This window comes from Nostoc sp. PCC 7107 (genome assembly GCF_000316625.1).
Classification (GTDB): Bacteria; Cyanobacteriota; Cyanobacteriia; order Cyanobacteriales; family Nostocaceae; genus Nostoc_B.
On the sequence record NC_019676.1, the window covers coordinates 4981452 to 4999716 of the forward strand.

Here is an 18265-nt window from a genome sequence, read left to right on the forward strand (position 1 = left end):
AACAAGTTTTCTCCTCTTCCTTTTTATCTCTACAATCAATATTTCACTTGATATGGCTTGTTTTTAAGTGATAATAGCTAAGTTATGATTAAACTATAAGTTTTTAATTATTTAAAATGGATAAATATTTTAGCAAAATTAAATACAAAAAAATATATTTTAATCTAATATTGATTGTTTACATAGAATGATATATATAATATGAATAGATATTATGTGAATCAATCATAATTTTATTGAAACCATACTCAACTAATCAAACCACTAGAGCATAAATACTGACGAAAATAATGTCATACCCAACTATTGGACAACTTGAGAGAGAAATTGCACAGCGTATCAGTGCTTTGTATTATGAACAACTAGGGCAGCGTCCTAGCCAAGTTGTATGTCATTTTTTTGATACAGAATTGGTGATTTCTTTAGAAAAATCGGCTTCTCCTGTTGAGGTGACACTAATATCTGGTGGGTATGAGAATTTAGCAGAACAAGTCCGCTTATTTTTAGACAAAATTATTAAACCACAGATGCAAAATTTGATTGAAGAAATTATTGGCAAGCCAATACTTGACTTGATGACAAATACAAATTTAGCTACAGGAAGGACTGGGATAATTGTAGTTTTACGACAGTTACCAGAAGTGCGGAATCCTGAATCTATTCCTAAAGCAAACTGGAAGAATTTAACTGAGTGAGATGACAAGATAATAGCAACTCTAATTTCTTCAAATTATATGGTTTTGTGAGATAGCCATTAATACCCGTTAAAAATAAGCGCTCGGAATTTTGTTCTAGATACCAAGGGATAGCTGCAATGACGGGAATTTTGGCAGTTTTTTTCTCGCGCTTGAGGTAATCAATCACTTGACCGCCACTAATATCAGAAATCATCATATCTAAGATGATTAAATCAGGTTGATGTGTTTGTGCAACTATCAAAGCCTTGATGCCTTGTTTGGCACAAATGCAAGAATAATGTAATGTTTTGAGGTGAAAGTTTAGCAGTTCTAAATTATGTATATTTTCTTCTACAACTAATATCAGTGGCTGTCCATTCATAAACAACAAGTCACCTTTAAATTAAAGACTACCTACCCGATTTCTACATTTTCAATCGAAAAACGACCTCGCTTTTAGCGAGGTAGCATTCTCTGGTAAATAATATTTGAACGGTTTACGAGGTTATCTTCACGCGGCTATTATGCGGCTGGAGATGAACTAGCTCGTACATGACTCACTAGGTTGATTGTCTATGCTGAAGTTAAGGGTAGACAATGACAAGCTAATGGCACTATCAAGCAAACATCATGATTAAAAGTGTACATTTTCGCAAGGGTTATGTGCAACTGTAGAAAGTATCAAATTTTCTAACCACTGTTATAGGATGTATTCTCATCCGCGATTTTCGGGAAAATAATTAACGCCCAATGCCTTTGGGGGTAAAGCTTTACCAGCTAATCCTAGTAATGCGAACAAAGCGATCGCATAAGGTAACATAACTAGAAACTGGTAAGGAATGTTAACACCCAAAGCCTGGATACGCAACTGTAAAGCTTCTGTCGCGCCAAACAATAAACAAGCTAAAGTACTACCTATAGGATGCCATCTACCAAAAATTAAAGCAGCGATCGCAATAAATCCTCTACCTGAACTCATCCCTTCGCTGAAAAATCGAATTTGCACCAAAACTAGATACGCGCCACCTAAACTTGCTAAACAGCCACTCAGCACTACCGCACAGTAGCGCACCATAACTATGGATATCCCAGCCGTCACCGCCGCCTGGGGATGTTCCCCCACCGCCCGCAAAGTTAAGCCAAAGCTGGTATGAAATAAAATGTATACACTAACAGCAATTAAAATTAGCAGTAAATAGACAAGAATATCTTGCTGAAACAACAGCACTCCCAACACGGGGATATTTGCCAAACCAGGAATGATCAAAGGCTCAATTCCTGGTAATCTTTGGGTGTTAGCACCGTTAAACACCAACCGTGCGAAAAACGCAGTTAACCCAGCAGCTACCAAATTAATTGCTAACCCCGATACTAACTGGTCAACGTGTAAAGTCACGCATAAAAAAGCGTGGAGTAAACCCACTAAACCCCCAGTTATTAAGGCGGCGAGGATACCAACCCAGACATTCCCGGTATAGAAGGTAGCTACTGCACTACTAAAAGCACCAGTCAGCAACATTCCTTCTAAGGCAATATTTAATACTCCCGACCTTTCAGAATATAATCCGCCCAAGGATGCAAAAGCTAGGGGGACACCAAGGTGTAAACTAGCGACGAGATAATCAGAGAAGAAGTTGAGGTTATTCATCGGATTTTTTAACGCAGAGTATCGCTAAGGTAAACGCGGAGGAACACGGAGAAGTTTCTGCGAGACTGTGCGTTAAGTCTCTGCGTCACTCTGCGGTTTAATTCTTATCTGTTTTTCAAAGGCGAGACTGACAGCAATAAATAATATAGTCAAACCTTGAATAGCATAAACTACAGTAACTGGGACACCGGCGCTACGTTGCATGACGTTTGCACCACTACGCAAGGCGGCGAAAAATAATGAAGTTAGGACTACACCGCCAATATTACCGCGACTTAAGAAAGCGATCGCAATAGCATCAAAGCCATAACCAGGAGAAACTTGTTCAAATAAACGATATTTCAACCCCGTCACTTCACTAGCACCCGCTAACCCAGCGAAACCACCAGCTAACGCCATGACTAACATAATGGTGCGTTCTACCGACATTCCGGCATAACGGGCAGCAACTGGGTTTAATCCGACGGCGGTAATTTGGTATCCTAGAGGCGATATCTCTAACAAAACCCATAATATAATTGCTGCCATTAACGCTAAGATAATTCCTACATGGGCAAGACTCCCCGGTAAAATAATTGGTAACTGGGCAGACTTGGCAATTAAAGGTGAATAAGGACTAGGTGCGGCTGGTGCTTTTAAAGGATTTTGTACCAAATAGCTAACCAAATTCACCGCAACATAATTCAGCAGCAAAGTTGTAATAACTTCATTCACTCCCCGTACAGCTTTCAAATAACCTGGTATCCATCCCCAAACCGCACCAAAAATAAATCCCGCGAACAAAGTTAAGGGAATATGAATAATTGCTGGTAAGCCTTGCACATATAACCCAATTAAAGCACTTCCCAACGCACCCAGATAAATTTGTCCTTCGCCACCGATATTAAATTGACCAGCCTTTAACGCAACTAAGACACCTAAACTAGTGAATAATAGGGGTGTCATTTTGGTAAGGGTGTTACCAAAACCAAAGTAATTGGCAAGTGACTCTTGAAATAAGGCTGTGTATGCAGTGATAGGGTTTGCGCCTGCAAATATGATGAGAATAGCACCAACTATGAGGGCAGAGGCGATCGCAATTAGCGGTGATAAGATTGGTAATAATGCTGGGTGAATCCGATTAATTAGTGTCATTTATAGTAAAGATAATCATCAAATTTAATTTCTGTGAATACCATGACACCTCAAAGCAAAAATGACGAGATACTCTATTGCTTTCTGACTATGCGGTAAGTTGGGCAGGTATATATGAGGAGGATGAAGAGATTTAGTGGCTTACCTTAAAGTCATTTTTGAGTTAATTTATTTAATTTTGTAATAAATTGCCCAACTTCATCTAAATTCTTAAAGAATCCTTCATGTCCAGACCAATCAAGTGTAGCACCAGGATAATTTTCCCAGGCATATTTTGATGTTGGTAATAAACTTATTACTTCTTCTAGACTTATCCCCAAGGATTCTGCAAATCTTGTTGTGTATATACGAAATTTTAGACCTTTCTCCCCATTGCTTTCTACTGGAATTAAAGTAAATATAGTTTTATTACTTTTTTTGAAACTCAATGAACTTCTTGTTGTTGAAACAACGGTAAAATATTTATCTACTAAATTAGTATAAAGTTCAAAATATATTTTTTCTAAACCATGCCTCCTAGCAATTTCTTCAAGCTCTGCATAAGATAAATTTGGCTGTCTTTTAGAATTATTTTGTCGTTGTGTGTTCTCTTCTACCTGATTTGGTTCAATTAAAAATACTCTTGCTAATAATTCTCTACCATCTTCACTACGGAAGTACTGAAAAGTTACCGCATTAATACTAACTCCATAACTGTCTGATAAATAATTAATAATTCTTTCAGAGCTACTATCTATTTCAGAAGCAACAATTAATATATGATGATTTGTATTTATAACTTCTGGTAATTCTGTCTTAAAATTTTTTTGAAAAGCCTTATCTAGCTCTAGATTATATTTATTTATCAAGTAACTATTTGCAATATTAGTAATATGGTCATTTGATAAATATTTTACCCAAGAAGCATAATCTAAGGCTTGAGCAGTAACTTCTCTGGGAGTTTTGCCGCGTTTTAATTCTATAATGAAAATATCTCCTTTTTGATCTAGGCATAAAAGGTCTATAAATCCACCGTAACCTGTTTCAACTTCTTTTCCGATTACTAATAAGTTAGGTGAAATAATAGAAATATCTTGCTCTAACCAATTTTGTAGACGCTTTTCAAAATCAAGCTTAGATTTTTTTATTTCACTAAGAATACCAGTGGTAGACACATCCCAAATTTTAATATCTTGTGACATAGTAGTTAAGCCTCAAGTAAATCAAGTCAAGTTAACATACTTTACCAATCGATGTCTACTTACTAGGATTCTCACTATTTCTCAATAAATGAATTAGATAGAGTGTGTAGTCTGGTAATCATTAATTGATTCTATAGCCATTGAATTAGGATTTAATGGAGATAGCCCAGCCGCAATAGCATCTGCATTCACGTACTCAAAGCAGTCTAAAAAGTTCGGCAATAAACTCATTGCAACAGTTGTTTTTCCTGAACCATTTGCACCACCAATTATGTAAAGATTTGGCATTTTACTTTATAGTTGTCCCCCCAGCCATTAATAAACCAATTTCTTCCACTGTTGCCGTCTGTGCGTCTAAAATAGCGACGAACTCTCCTCTGTAGATTACGGCAATGCGATCGCTCATAGCCATGATTTCTTCTAACTCAGTAGAAATATACAATATTGCCGCACCGCGATCGCGTTCTGCTAACAACTGCGAATGTACCATCGCTGTCGCCCCCACATCTAAGCCTCGTGTAGGTTGCATAGCGATAATTAAGTTAGGTTCACCCGCAAGTTCTCGCGCTAAAACTACTTTTTGTTGATTTCCACCCGAAAGTTGACTAACTTTGATATTTTCTCCTGTCGCGCGGATATCAAATGTTTGCATTGCAGCTTGGGCGTGGTTTTTAATGGCTGCTGGTTGTAATAGATAATGACGACAAAAGGGCAATTTTTGAAAAGCTTTTAAAATTAAATTTTGGGCAATGCTAAATTGCAATATTAAACCTATCTTTTGCCTATCTTCAGGGATATAAGCAATAGTTTGAGAATTATCTAAATTAATTTTACCTTGTCTAATTTTGCGTAAACCTGTGATTGAATCTGCTAATTCTCTTTGTCCATTGCCATCAACACCAGCAATTCCTAATATCTCCCCGGCGTGTAGTTGAAAAGAAACATCACGCACAGCATGAAGATTTCTATCATCTGCAACGTGTAAATTCTGCACTGATAAAATTACTTTCCCTGCTAAAGCTGGTGATTTATTAGGGTGTAAATCAACTTTATTCCCTACCATTAATTCTGCTAACTTCTGAGGTGTTGCGGCTTTAGTAGTAGTGGTGGCGATGACTTTTCCCCGGCGTAATATTGTGACTGTATCACAAAGGTTAATTACTTCTTCTAATTTGTGACTGATAAAAATAATTGTGTTACCCGCCGAGGCTAATTGACGCAAGATAAAAATTAACGATTTAACCTCTGGTGGTGTGAGGACTGCGGTTGGTTCATCGAGAATTAAAAGTTTAGCTTGGCGGTAAAGAACTTTGAGAATTTCGATACGTTGTTGTGTTCCCACCGGTAAATCTGCTACTTTTGCTGTGGGGTCAACTTCTAAACCATAAGTTTGAGATAAAGCCGTGATTTTTTGATGTTTTTGTCGGAGATTTAAGCGCCAGCTATTTTCTAAACCCAAGATAATATTTTCAGTAACAGTCAACTGTGGTATCAGCATGAAGTGTTGGTAAATCATGCCAATACCTAGTTTTGTTGCAACATTAGGTGAGGTAATTTTAACTGGGTTATCTTGGATGTAAATTTGTCCAGCATCGGGTTGATATAAACCACTAATAATTTTCATTAAAGTAGTCTTACCTGCACCATTCTCACCTAGAATTGCATGAATTTTACCTGAATCAACGCTAAAGCTAATGTTATCGTTAGCAACAAATGAGCCAAAGCTTTTAGTGATGTTTTCTAAGTAAAGCATTTAATTTATGGCTTTTTAAACGCAGAGTTCCGCGGAGTTATTATTGAAGGCTTATCTAATTATGCTGGTGCTTTCTTGACGCAACGTGTATCTTTACCAGCTTCTTTGCAATTTTCAAACGTCAGTTTTTTATCAATAATTTCTTGTTTTACTTTCAGGGCGTTATTTTTCACTTGTTCTGGTACGACTGCGGCAAAGTTTCCTAAATTCAAGATATCTGGTCTTTCTAACCCGATGGCATATATTTGCCCTTTTAATTGTTTTTGTTTAGCTAATTCTGCTAAGTAAGATATAGCTAAATCTAATCTTTTTACTGCACTAGTTAATACTGCTTTTGGGGCAACATCTAATTGGTCTTTTGTATTTCCAAAGGCGTAAATGCCTTTATCGCTGGCGGTTTGTAAAACTGCTGGTGAGGCGCTATCTAACCATTGATAAATCACATCTGCTCCAGCAGAAATTAAGGCGAGTGTTGCTTCTTTAGCTTTAGCGACATCATTCCAATCGCCTGTAAATGTGGAAACAATTTGAATATTTGGGTTAACTGATTTTGCACCTAATTCAAAGCCGCGTAATTCTTCTTGGGTGGCTTGAAATTGTTGCCCAGCAATGTAAGCTAATTTATTAGATTTGGTCATATCAGCAGCAATAATCCCGCACAAATAGCTACCTTGCAAATGATCTATGCGTAAAGAAGCGATATTTTCGCCTTTCACATTCCCATTCACACCGACAAAAAATGTATTGGGAAATTGTGTTGCAACTTGTTCTACTGCTGCATCAAATTGTCCGCCGTGAGCAAAAACTAAATTGTACCCTTTGCGGGCAAAGTCTGTTAATACTTCTGTTTGGTCGGCTTGGGCGACTTGTTCTATATATGCGACTTCTGCACCCAGCTTTTGTTTAGCTAGGTTTACGCCTTCGTAACCAGACTGATTCCAGGCTTTATCGCTGATGACTCCAGGGAGGGCGATCGCTATTTTAAACCCTTCAGCGCCACTACTGGCTGTGGGTGTCTGGGTTTGGTTACTGCTACAAGCTTTGAGTAATAAGCTGGTAGCAAAGGTAGCTGAACCATAAAAAACAAATTGACGGCGACTAATATTTAGTCTCATACACTAGCCTATTGATTAATTCATGTTCACTACTAAATTACTCGTAATTGTTCACCTAGAGTTAGAAAAATAACCATCTTGGATTTTACGTGCGCGTGTCATATAAAAGCCATACCTGTTTGTACGTTGTGAGTCTCATCACAGTAGCAGCCTAATTACTGAAATAAAATTAATTATTTTATATCAATAAATACACAGTAATCTATGGATTTACTACAACTAATTTTAATGCTAGGTCAATTTACCGGAATTGTAGACACACAGAAAATTCAGCCTAAAGATAACCCAGCACAGGAATTAAATAGAGTGAATCAATCTCAAATATCTACCTTCCGGGGAAAATTGATTTATGAAGCAATTCCGCCTGTGATGTCGCTTCGCGCTTATCAAGGCGAGGAATTTTTTCTGATTACCGATACATCAAAGCAAAATAGATTAATTTTGCGTCCATCGCTTCAAGTTTCTCATACCAAATTGCAATCATTTCATCATCAACAAGTTGAGATTACCGCCAAGTATGTACAAGGTACTCGTCCAAATCTTGCTGAAACTGCTTGTCCTTTAGATGCTGATGGCCAATGTATGACTCAAGGTGAAGGTTATCAAGTTTTATCTATAGCGCTGTTAAAACCTCATGCTCAATAGGTACTTATCACAAAGTGGTGAATTAAAATCTCTAAGTATAAATTACTGATATTTAATTCTTAATATATTTGAGAGTGTTCACTCATTTTATTTCCAAATATTTAGTTAGTCGCTGATTATCAATAAAGATAAATTTACAGCACTCATAATCATCCGAAATTGATTAATTATACCTAATACCTCATTCTCTCTGATGCTGATAAGACAAGGCTTTCAAACTTATTAATCAAAATGCGATTTGAGTAAATAGTACTAGAAAACTCAAAATTAGTAACTTGGATGAATTTAATTATTTTTCCAAATGTTCAACATAGACTGTAACAATTATCATGAATTTGTTACAAATTATTTAAGAATAGTTACAAACCTCTTAACACAAGGAAATATTAATTATGCAAGCTTCACTTGAGAATCATCAACCACATGAAGTCGTAATCATTGGTGGTGGCTTTGGTGGACTATATGCAGCAAAGGCACTTGCCAAGGCGAATGTCAATGTTACCCTTATCGATAAACGAAACTTTCATTTATTTCAGCCGCTTTTATATCAAGTTGCTACTGGGGCGCTATCACCTGCTGATATTTCTGCGCCATTGCGCTCTATCCTCAGCAAAAGCAAAAATACCAAAGTGGTGCTAGGAGAAGTAAATGATATTAATCCAGAAGCACAACAAGTTATTTTGACTGATAGAATAATCCCTTATGATACCTTAATTGTTGCTACAGGTGCAAAGCATTCCTACTTTGGTAAAGATAACTGGAGAGAAGTTGCGCCTGGCTTGAAAACCGTTGAAGATGCAATTGAAATGCGTCGACGGATATTCAAGGCATTTGAAGCAGCAGAACATGAAACTGATCCAGAAAAACGCCGTGCTTTGCTGACTTTTGTAATTGTGGGTGCTGGCCCAACAGGGGTAGAATTAGCAGGTGCGATCGCCGAATTAGCATATAAAACCCTGCAAGAAGACTTCCGCAACATCAACACCTCCGAAACTAAAATTTTACTATTACAAGGTGGCGATCGCATCCTCCCACACATTTCGCCAGAATTATCCCAAGAAGCAGAAAAATCCTTAACACAACTGGGTGTGATTGTTCAGAAAAAAACCAGAGTCACCAACATTGAAAATGACATCATTACCCTCAAGCAAGGTGATGAATTCAAAGAAATAGCAGCCAAAACTGTATTATGGGCAGCAGGCGTGCAAGGTTCAGCAATGGGTAAAGTCTTAACCGAAAAAACTGGTGTAGAATGCGATCGCAGCGGAAGAGTGATTGTTGAACCAGACTTAAGCATTAAAGGACATAAAAACATTTTCGTTGTTGGAGACTTAGCCAACTTCTCCCACCAAAACGGTCAACCCCTACCTGGAGTCGCACCTGTAGCCAAACAAGAAGGCGAATACGTTGCAGCATTAATTCAAAAACGCCTGCAAGGTAAAACCCTGCGACCATTTAAATACACTGATTTTGGCAACCTAGCCATGATTGGCAAAAATTCAGCCGTTGTAGACATAGGTTTGATCAAATTGAAAGGCTTCTCTGCATGGGTATTCTGGCTATTGATTCACATCTACTTCTTAATTGAGTTTGACAGTAAAGTCTTAGTGATGATTCAGTGGGGATGGAACTACCTCACCCGCAAACGTAGCGCCAGATTGATTACCGAAAAAGAATCTTTAGCATTCGCTACATTTGAAGATAGCCATAGCAGAAATCATTACACACCAGCCAACAATAGACAGCCATTAAATGCCTAATCCGTTTATCTCTGCGTAAATCCTCAAATTACTGACTGCGATCGCTTCTTATTTAACTAGATTTAACTTTTAAAACAGATATCTATAGTTTATCGAGAAAAAACTACAATATATATAGTATTTTTCCGAAAATTTATTCATATTATTTTGATTCAAGATTCATCATTTATCAGCCATTTTGTCAGTAGTTGTAGAGGTTGCCATTTGCTCATAAGTAGCTGGTTGCAATTAAATATAAGATAAAGTGAGTTCAAAAACAGATGCGACTAGATGCCTGCTCCATTACGAGTGACATTAACAGATTTAGAAGATTTGACACTGGCTCAGTTGCGAGAAGCGACAACCGTTCCTCAACGCACACGAGATCGCGCCCACATGATTCGATTAAATGCTCAAGGATGGAATGTACCAGCAATTGCCCAGATTTTTGAATGTCACGAACATACGGTAAGAGCAACACTGCGGCGATGGCAGAGCTTGGGATTGGGGGGATTGTGGGAAAGAGCAGGACGAGGAGCAAAGCGTAAATGGCTGGAAGCGGACTTAGCATACTTAGAGCATTGTTTAGAGGTAGAACCCCGTACCTATAACAGTTTGCAGTTATCACAAAAGTTGGCTCAACAGAGAAATGTACAGCTCAGTCCAGACCGTCTGCGACGTTTGCTCAAAAAAAAGGCTGGAGATGGAAACGCACGCGTCATAGCCATAAAGGGAAACAAGATCCAGACAAACGAGAACTTAAACAAGCAGACCTAGATATCTTGAAGCAAGCGGCAGCAGATGGTTATGTTGAACTGAAATACCTTGACGAATCTGGATGTTGTCGTTGGAGTCCTGTCAGCTATAGTTACAGCCGTATTGGTAGCCAAAAACTCATGCCACAAGTAGGTAGTCGTGGTGGTCGTATTAGCATTTTGGGTTTATGGGAACCTCAAACCAGTTTTGAGTATGCCTTAGTTCAAGGTGGGTTCAAAACACCGCGTTACATTGAAGTGATGGATTTGGTTGCAGCTAAAGCACAACAAACTTTAGATGAAACTGGTCAAATCACTGTGGTTGTTCAAGACAATGGCTCCTTGCATCGGAGTAACAAAGCAAAACAACGATGGCAACAATGGCAAGAACAAGGACTATACTTGTTTTTCTTACCACCCTATTGTTCTCAAATGAATCGAATTGAGGAGGAGTGGCATCAATTGAAGACTCATGAAATTGCTGGACAGATGTTTGATAATAATTATGATTTAGCGATGGCTATTATTGATGGCATTGAAGCCAGAAGCCTTAAGGATGGATATGCTCTTGAGCGTTTTATATTTAATTGCGCCTAGCTACTTATCAGTCAAAATCGCTACGATGTCATTAGTAACGATTGATCAAATTCCAGTATTTGCAGATGGCTAACCAAGAAACTCCACTCATCGGTGAAGCGTTAATTAAAGAAGTCTGTCGGCGAATTCGAGTAGCCCGTAGCTATTGGGATGCTCATAACAACGCTGCTTGTCGGGGTGAGCGTGAACGAGCATTAGCTCTTTACAACAAACTGACTAAAGATGAAAAAGAGCAAATTCCCCAAGTGTTACGTGTGTGGCTGCGTTATCGGAGTGAAAAATACTTTGGTACACACAGAACACCACCCAAGTCAAAACGGAAATCCCGATAGTCTTGGCTGGTATATAGACGTATTTTGATTGAGCAATATTGCTGCTCTACAAAACTGCTGAGAAGAATTTATGAATAATTTAGTGAAAATCAAAGCAGCGTTACTATTTGTAATTCTGACAACAAATTTAGGAATTTATTCTTCTGTACAGGCTGATACCAACCGGAAGATAGGCCAAAACCAACAGTACATAAAAAAACAATCAACTTCTCAAGAACTCTGGCAAAGATTTAGACAACGACAAGATGAAATTAGACTACAACAACAACATCGAATCGAACAATTTAGTGTCGAAAATCAACTCAGACAACAACAATTTGAGCCATTAGTAATAGATAGACTTAGACAACAACAAAGACAAGAGTTGGAGACATTTAGATTACAACAAAAACTGAGGAACCCACAGTAAGATACTAAAGCTGCAAAACAAATAGGCGCGAGAGCGTATCTATAAGTTTGTACTTAGTAGATATTTGCATTAGCAAAATGACCCTGATTATGGTTGCAAAAATGCCTTGTTTGCAGCTTGAAGTTTTAATGTTAGAAATTAGCTACAGCTAATGACTACCACTGCTGACAGGTTTTGCTTCAACAAATGCTTCTCGACCTGTGATTAATCTAGAGCGACGATTCCGAGTAATATAATTCCACGCCCACTGAAATACTACTAGTAATTTGGTGTCAAACTCGATTAAGAAGTAGATGTGAACTAATAGCCAAAATGCCCAAGCTAGGAAACCTTGGAGTTTGATAAAGCCTAAATCGACAACAGCTAAATTTTGCCCAATCATTGCCAAACTACCTACATCGTTGTAATGGAATTGTGGCAAAGTATGACCTTTAAGGCGTTTTTTAATAAGTTTAGCTACGTACTCTCCTTGTTGTTTAGCTACGGGTGCAACACCCGCTAAGGGTTTACCAGTTTGATGAGAAAAATTGCCTAAATCCCCAACTACAAAAATGTTTTTATAGTCCCTAACAGTCAAGTCTGGTTCGACAATTACGCGTCCGGCGTGGTCGCAATCTACACCTGTGCGTTCTGCTAAGATTTGCCCCATTGGAGAAGCTTTGACACCTGCGGCCCACAATATGGTTTTTGTGGCAATTTCTTTAACTTCACCGCCTTGCTTGAAAGTAACTGTGTCATTTTCAATGTTTGTCACCCTGGTGTTTGTGTGGATAACTGCACCCAACTTCTGCAAAGATTGTGCAGCTACTTCCGATAATTCTGGGGCAATGTGTGGGAGAATGCGATCGCCCCCTTGCAATAATAAAATTCTGGTTTCTGAGGTGTCGATGCTGCGAAAATCTTCTTTGAGAGTTTTGTATGCTAATTCAGCGATCGCACCTGCCAATTCTACCCCTGTAGGGCCACCACCCACAAGCACAAAAGTCAACCAAGCACGACGTTTTTCGGGATCAGTTTCTTTTTCTGCGGCTTCAAATGCACCAAATATCCGCCGACGCATTTCTATCGCATCTTCCACAGTTTTTAAGCCAGGCGCAACATCTTCCCAGTGATCTTTGCCAAAATAAGAATGATTAGCGCCTGTAGCCACCACTAATGTGTCGTAGGGTATTACTTGATCACCCATCATCACTTTTTGGGCTTTGGGGTCAATATCGCTGACTTCTCCCAACAATACTTGGGTATTTTTGCTTTTGCTGAATACGACTCGCAATGGTGAGGAAATGTCCCCAGGTGATAAAGTACCTGTGGCAACTTGATATAAAAGTGGCTGGAATAAATGAAAGTTACGTTTATCAATCAGAGTAACATTGACATTAGCTTTACCAAGATGTTTGGCTGTATATAATCCACCAAAGCCACCACCAATAATTACTACCTGATGTGGTTTATTTTTATCACCTGAGACTTCCATAAAAACATTTCCTTGTGTTAAGAAAAGTAACAACGTTCTTAACAAATATGTAACAGCATTATCATCAGGTTGCCGTTTATTTATCACAATTTAAAAAACACAAAAAGTAGTCAAAGTTATAAAATTAATCCCGATGCTGACAAAATTTTTTGTTAGTAGTACTTTACCCAAAGCCCTCCTAAATTAAGTTATAAGCATTTATCAGCAGTATAAAGTGCAGCGTGAATAAGCTTATTTACCAATACAAAATCGACTAAAAATTCTATCTAAAACTGACTCTGTAACTTCTTCACCAGTAATTTCTCCTAATGCTTGAATTGCACCGCGTAAATCAATTGTCCAAAAATCAAGGGGTAATTGTTGAGAAATTGTAGCTTGTACTTGTTCTAAGGAGATTTTAGCTTGAGTTAAAGCGGCTGCTTGTCTTTGATTAATTGCTAAATCCATATCAGCCGCTTGAATTTTTTCTAGTTTGACTTTTGCTAAAATGGCTGTTTCTAAATCATTTATACCTTGATTTTGAGAGGCGGCAGTGAGGATTTTAGATTTTGGATTTTGGATTTTTGATTGGAGGTCTTTGCTTGTAGTTTCATCAACTAAATCAACTTTGTTAATGACTAAAATTAAGGGACGGTGTTGTACTTGGGTGTAAATTTCTTGGTCGCCTTCAGTCCAACCTGCGCCAGCATCGATGGTAAACAAAACTAAATCGGCAGCATTAGCAGCACGACGCGATCGCTCTACGCCAATTTTTTCTACTTGGTCTGCGGTTTCTCGAATGCCTGCGGTGTCTAGTACTTGTACAGGAATGCCGCCCACAACTAATTGCGATTCCACCACATCGCGGGTTGTGCCTGGTAAATCTGTCACAATGGCGCGATCGCTCCGGCTCCAAGCGTTCAACAAGCTCGACTTACCCACATTCGGACGACCGACAATTGCCACTTTTAAGCCTGTACGCAACAGTTCACCTTGATCTTTAGTAGCTAATAAGTGGGTAATTTCGGCAGTAATCTTGTCAATTTCTGATATGATACTCCTATCATCAAGCGGGGGTAAATCTTCCTCAAAATCGATTCTGGCTTCAATTTCAGCCAAAATATCCAAACAGTTAGCGCGTAACTGGCGGATGGGATGAGCTAATTTTCCTTGTAAACCAGCTAAAGCAGTTTGGGCGGCTTGAGGAGATTTCGCCCCGACTAAATCAGCAATACTTTCAGCTTGGGTTAAATCTAGTCTGCCATTTAAAAATGCTCGGAGTGTAAATTCTCCTGGCTGTGCTAGTCTTGCGCCATTTTCTAGACATAATTGCAAAACTTGTTGTACAGCAATAATCCCACCATGACAATGAAATTCCACCACATCTTCACGAGTGTAGGAACGAGGCGCTTGCATAATCAACAGTAAGGCTTCATCTATCAGTTGTTGCGTCTGGGGGTGGCGAATATAACCGTAGAGAATGCGGTGACTTTCCCAAGCTTGCTTTCCTGGTGCGTGAAATAACGTTTGGGCGATCGCCATTGCCTGGGAACCAGACATGCGTACAATACTGACACTACCTTGTTGGGGGACAACAGCAGTAGCGATCGCGGTGATGGTTCCAGTGGTGGCAAAAATTTCTGACATTGTTTATTTATCTCACGCAAAGGTCTTTTTAGAGTTAATTTTTGCGTGCCAAGGTTAAACCATCGGCAATGGGGATTAAACTGAGGGTGACGCGGAAGTCTTGATGTAATTTTTGATTGAAAGCGCGGATTTTTTTGGTGCGATTGTCTTGTACTTGAGGATCTGCAACTCTACCCGACCATAAAACATTATCAATAGCAATTAATCCACCCGGACGTATTAGTTGCAGCGATCGCTCGTAATAACCATCATAGTTGCTTTTGTCGGCATCGATGAACGCAAAATCAAAAGTTTCGGCTTCACCACTGGCTAACAAACGGTCTAAAGTTTCCAGTGCTGGGGCGATATGTAGGTCTATTTTCTCGGCGACTCCGGCTTGTTGCCAATAACGACGAGCGATCGCGGTAAACTCTTCACTAATATCACAAGCTACGACTTTGCCTGTTTTTGGCAATGCTAACGCCACAACTAAAGTACTATAGCCCGTAAATACGCCAATTTCTAAAGTTTTCTGCGCTCCAATTAACTGTACCAGCAAAGACATCAACTGCCCTTGTTCTGGTGCAATTTGCATTCTCCCCATTGGATGTTGGGCGGTTTCTTGGCGTAGTTGCGTTAATATTTCCGCTTCCCGCACCGATACAGATAGTAAATATTCATATAAATTTTCTTCCAAACCCAACGTTTGAGTAGTCATCAAGATAAAAGGCGCTGTAATTGGCAATACATAGTAATTTTAAATCACTCTGCAAATAATCTCTCATTCTCTCTGCGTTCTCTGTGTCTCTGCGGTTCGTTCTCAATATTTTACTGAATATATTTCCCCCTCCAGATTGAGTTACCAGAAAATCTGGTTCCATCTTCAGAGTGATTAATCCTCCAAAATTAATAGCTAACTTAAAAACAGATAAAGAGACCTAAATTCTTTATCACTAGTAAAGTTGTGTACTTTGTTTTTTGTGGTCAGATTAAGAGCGTATTTAGGCTGTGAGGAGAATTAATCTCAGTTGAATATATTTGGCTAATATCCAGGGTAAAAATGCACCAGCTTACGATATGTAAGTGAAAGCAAAATCTATCAGTAAACCTTGGCTTGATTTTTCGATCCAAGGTTTATCTATAGGCATTTTTCAACGCAGAAATACAACAATATATTATCATTATCCTGACTCCCTTGGAAGGAAATCAATCATCCCGAAATTAGACAACGCCACAAATTTTTAACTTTCATTGCAGAGTTCTTGAATGACGCGTGAAAATTCCTCAGTCAAAAAGTCTGAACCAGTTGCAAGATAAACTTGTTGTAACTCTTGGTAAAACCAAATAGTTCCTTCTCTACCAGCTTTAAACTCTTGCCAAACGCTGCCACCATATTGGCGTAAGTCGGCTAATAATGACCTAGCATTATGCAGTTTATCAGCTAAAGAGACTAACCTAATTGAAGGTGAAGCAGAACGCAGATTTTCTAAATACCTTTGCTTGCGTTCTTCCCACGGTGGTTTGGGGTATGTGTCAGATTCTGTGCAACCATCGACTATTGCAACAACTGTCTCACCGAAACGCTGGCGGATTTCTTCACGGGTGGATTTTCCCCCTTGATCTTCTATGCTATCGTGTAATAAAGCTGCGATCGCCTCTGCTTCACTTCCGCCAGCTTCTAAAACAAGTGCGGCGACACTCAGTAAATGACTGATATAAGGAACACCGCTAATTTTGCGGGTTTGATTAGCATGAAGACGAGTTGCATACACTAATGCTGATTCAAATTTAGCTGTTAATTGTACTGTATTCATAATCAATCTTGATGATAAAGCTGAAATTCTTGAGCGACATCAGCCGCAATACTTTGTCTAAGTTCATCAGGAAAGATAACTTCACATTTCGGTCGCCAAGCACGTAAACGCATCATCACGTTATTATCTCGATTTTTGGCATCTTGATATCTAATAAATACTTGGTAATAAGCATCTTCTGATGAACGATTAGCAAGAACTTTTAATAAAGCTTGTTGTTGTGTCGATTCTGTTAGTTTTTGTTTGATTAATTTCTGTACTTGCTCATAAGAAATTTCTTGAAATGTTTCATGACGTTCGGTACCTTTAACATAGCGATCGCCAAAATCTCTATCAAACCGCAGCAACATCAATTGTGCAGGTAAATAAAAATCAAACCCCCAAGCTTTCGACATTTCTAAAGCTACATAATCAGGTGTGGGTAAAGTATGTCTTTGATAATCTTGTTGTAAATTTACTGGAATTTTGGCATTATCCCAGGTTAAAGGCTGTATTTTTTGAATATGATCAAGGCGAAAGTTATACCATTGATTCTGAATATCAGGACTTTCACCATAAGCACATAAATATACTGCTCTTTGAATATAGTAAATACAGACTGGATAAACAATGCAATTAACTTTATTTCCTACTTTGGCACTTTTGTAAGTTAGTTGAATTGGTGCGACTAAAGTTTTTGTCCATAATTCTCTTAATTGATGTTGCCAATCATCAACAGCATCTAAGTTACTGCGGGGTGTAATATAATCTAACTTGAGAAAAAATCTTTGGACTCCGTTAATTTTTTGCGAGTGATTTTCGGCAAATCCTACCAAATCTTCGTGCAGAAAATTCAATTCATAATTATCGTCAGATTTTGCCGCAATTGGACGCGCCGGAAATTCAATAACACGATAATATTTATCATTTCGATAAATCAGCCAATGCAAATTAACTAAAACTTGTAAATCACCATGCAAAGAACGACGAGTTACAGCAAACAATCTTTGTTGCAAGATTTCATCTAATTTAGATTCTGTTATCCCAGTATGAGCAATTAATAATTCTTGCCATTGGTCAGTAAAAATTCCAGTATTTTCATTAAATAACCATTGGGCTGTTGTTTTTGCACAAGCACAACGAGAGTCATGTAAATGCGGAATTTCTTCGCCTTTAGTATGAGTGGGGCTAAAAAAAGCATCTCGCCATTCTGTATAAGTAAAGCCATCATCCAACATTAAACATTCTTGATGACCACCGTAAATTGAACGCAACCACACCCACAACCGAATTGTCCGCAACAGTTTTTGCTTGAGTGAACCCCGTGCTAACCATTGCAGCAAATCAACTTGTGGTAAATCTTGAAATACAAATTCAGACACTAAGTTAATTTCAACAAATAACTTTC

The 18265-nt window shown here is 38.5% G+C and carries 17 protein-coding genes and 1 pseudogene; 6 read left to right on the plus strand and 12 right to left on the minus strand.

What is annotated here, in order from left to right; translation table 11 throughout:
* Positions 1-290: 290 nt before the first annotated feature.
* Complete coding sequence (locus NOS7107_RS21270) at positions 291-695, plus strand: DUF2294 domain-containing protein (protein WP_015115013.1); 405 nt, start codon at positions 291-293, stop codon at positions 693-695.
* Here the strand turns inward: NOS7107_RS21270 and NOS7107_RS21275 are convergent.
* The 7 genes from NOS7107_RS21275 to NOS7107_RS21305 form a co-directional block, all read right to left on the minus strand.
* Complete coding sequence (locus NOS7107_RS21275) at positions 664-1059, minus strand: PleD family two-component system response regulator (RefSeq protein ID WP_015115014.1); 396 nt, start codon at positions 1057-1059, stop codon at positions 664-666. The genes NOS7107_RS21270 and NOS7107_RS21275 overlap by 32 nt on opposite strands.
* Before the next feature lie 333 nt (positions 1060-1392).
* The gene (locus tag NOS7107_RS21280) at positions 1393-2325 is read right to left on the minus strand and encodes an ABC transporter permease (RefSeq protein ID WP_015115015.1); all 933 of its coding nucleotides are present in this window, start codon (positions 2323-2325) and stop codon (positions 1393-1395) included.
* Between the two features lie 72 nt (positions 2326-2397).
* Positions 2398-3459, minus strand: a complete 1062-nt coding sequence (locus NOS7107_RS21285; RefSeq protein WP_015115016.1) for an ABC transporter permease — start codon at positions 3457-3459, stop codon at positions 2398-2400.
* A gap of 152 nt (positions 3460-3611) precedes the next feature.
* Positions 3612-4640: an endonuclease NucS domain-containing protein gene (locus tag NOS7107_RS21290; RefSeq protein WP_015115017.1), complete on the minus strand. Its 1029-nt coding sequence runs from the start codon at positions 4638-4640 to the stop codon at positions 3612-3614.
* Between the two features lie 93 nt (positions 4641-4733).
* Positions 4734-4928, minus strand: coding sequence for a hypothetical protein (locus tag NOS7107_RS21295; RefSeq protein ID WP_015115018.1), 195 nt, complete (start codon positions 4926-4928; stop codon positions 4734-4736).
* 1 nt (position 4929) lies between these two features.
* Complete coding sequence (locus NOS7107_RS21300) at positions 4930-6393, minus strand: ABC transporter ATP-binding protein (protein ID WP_015115019.1); 1464 nt, start codon at positions 6391-6393, stop codon at positions 4930-4932.
* Between the two features lie 59 nt (positions 6394-6452).
* Positions 6453-7508, minus strand: a complete 1056-nt coding sequence (locus NOS7107_RS21305; RefSeq protein WP_015115020.1) for a BMP family protein — start codon at positions 7506-7508, stop codon at positions 6453-6455.
* A gap of 204 nt (positions 7509-7712) precedes the next feature.
* Between NOS7107_RS21305 and NOS7107_RS21310 the strand changes: the two genes are divergently transcribed.
* From NOS7107_RS21310 to NOS7107_RS21335, 5 genes and pseudogenes are all read left to right on the plus strand, one after another.
* Positions 7713-8153 (plus strand): hypothetical protein, encoded by a 441-nt coding sequence (locus NOS7107_RS21310; protein ID WP_015115021.1) that lies wholly within the window; start codon positions 7713-7715, stop codon positions 8151-8153.
* Between the two features lie 392 nt (positions 8154-8545).
* A complete protein-coding gene (locus NOS7107_RS21315) occupies positions 8546-9913 on the plus strand; it encodes an NAD(P)/FAD-dependent oxidoreductase (protein ID WP_015115022.1) in 1368 nt (455 codons plus the stop codon).
* A gap of 270 nt (positions 9914-10183) precedes the next feature.
* A pseudogene (locus NOS7107_RS28050) lies at positions 10184-11244 on the plus strand (IS630 family transposase).
* A gap of 65 nt (positions 11245-11309) precedes the next feature.
* Positions 11310-11576 (plus strand): hypothetical protein, encoded by a 267-nt coding sequence (locus NOS7107_RS21330; RefSeq protein WP_015115023.1) that lies wholly within the window; start codon positions 11310-11312, stop codon positions 11574-11576.
* A gap of 70 nt (positions 11577-11646) precedes the next feature.
* Entirely contained in the window at positions 11647-11985 is a 339-nt protein-coding gene (locus NOS7107_RS21335) for a hypothetical protein (RefSeq protein WP_015115024.1), read from the plus strand.
* Between the two features lie 148 nt (positions 11986-12133).
* On the opposite strand, the gene NOS7107_RS21340 is transcribed toward NOS7107_RS21335, so the two are convergent.
* The 5 genes from NOS7107_RS21340 to NOS7107_RS21360 all read right to left on the minus strand — a co-directional run bounded on the left by NOS7107_RS21340 (position 12134) and on the right by NOS7107_RS21360 (position 18239).
* Positions 12134-13459, minus strand: coding sequence for an NAD(P)/FAD-dependent oxidoreductase (locus tag NOS7107_RS21340; RefSeq protein ID WP_015115025.1), 1326 nt, complete (start codon positions 13457-13459; stop codon positions 12134-12136).
* A 231-nt stretch (positions 13460-13690) separates the two neighbouring features.
* Entirely contained in the window at positions 13691-15085 is a 1395-nt protein-coding gene (gene mnmE, locus NOS7107_RS21345; protein WP_015115026.1) for a tRNA uridine-5-carboxymethylaminomethyl(34) synthesis GTPase MnmE, read from the minus strand.
* 34 nt (positions 15086-15119) lie between these two features.
* Positions 15120-15782 carry a class I SAM-dependent methyltransferase gene (locus NOS7107_RS21350; protein ID WP_015115027.1) on the minus strand — a complete coding sequence of 221 codons (663 nt, stop codon included), beginning with the start codon at positions 15780-15782 and terminating at the stop codon, positions 15120-15122.
* 523 nt (positions 15783-16305) lie between these two features.
* A complete protein-coding gene (locus tag NOS7107_RS21355) occupies positions 16306-16878 on the minus strand; it encodes an HD domain-containing protein (protein ID WP_015115028.1) in 573 nt (190 codons plus the stop codon).
* A gap of 2 nt (positions 16879-16880) precedes the next feature.
* A complete protein-coding gene (locus NOS7107_RS21360) occupies positions 16881-18239 on the minus strand; it encodes a TIGR03985 family CRISPR-associated protein (protein WP_015115029.1) in 1359 nt (452 codons plus the stop codon).
* Positions 18240-18265 lie beyond the last annotated feature (26 nt).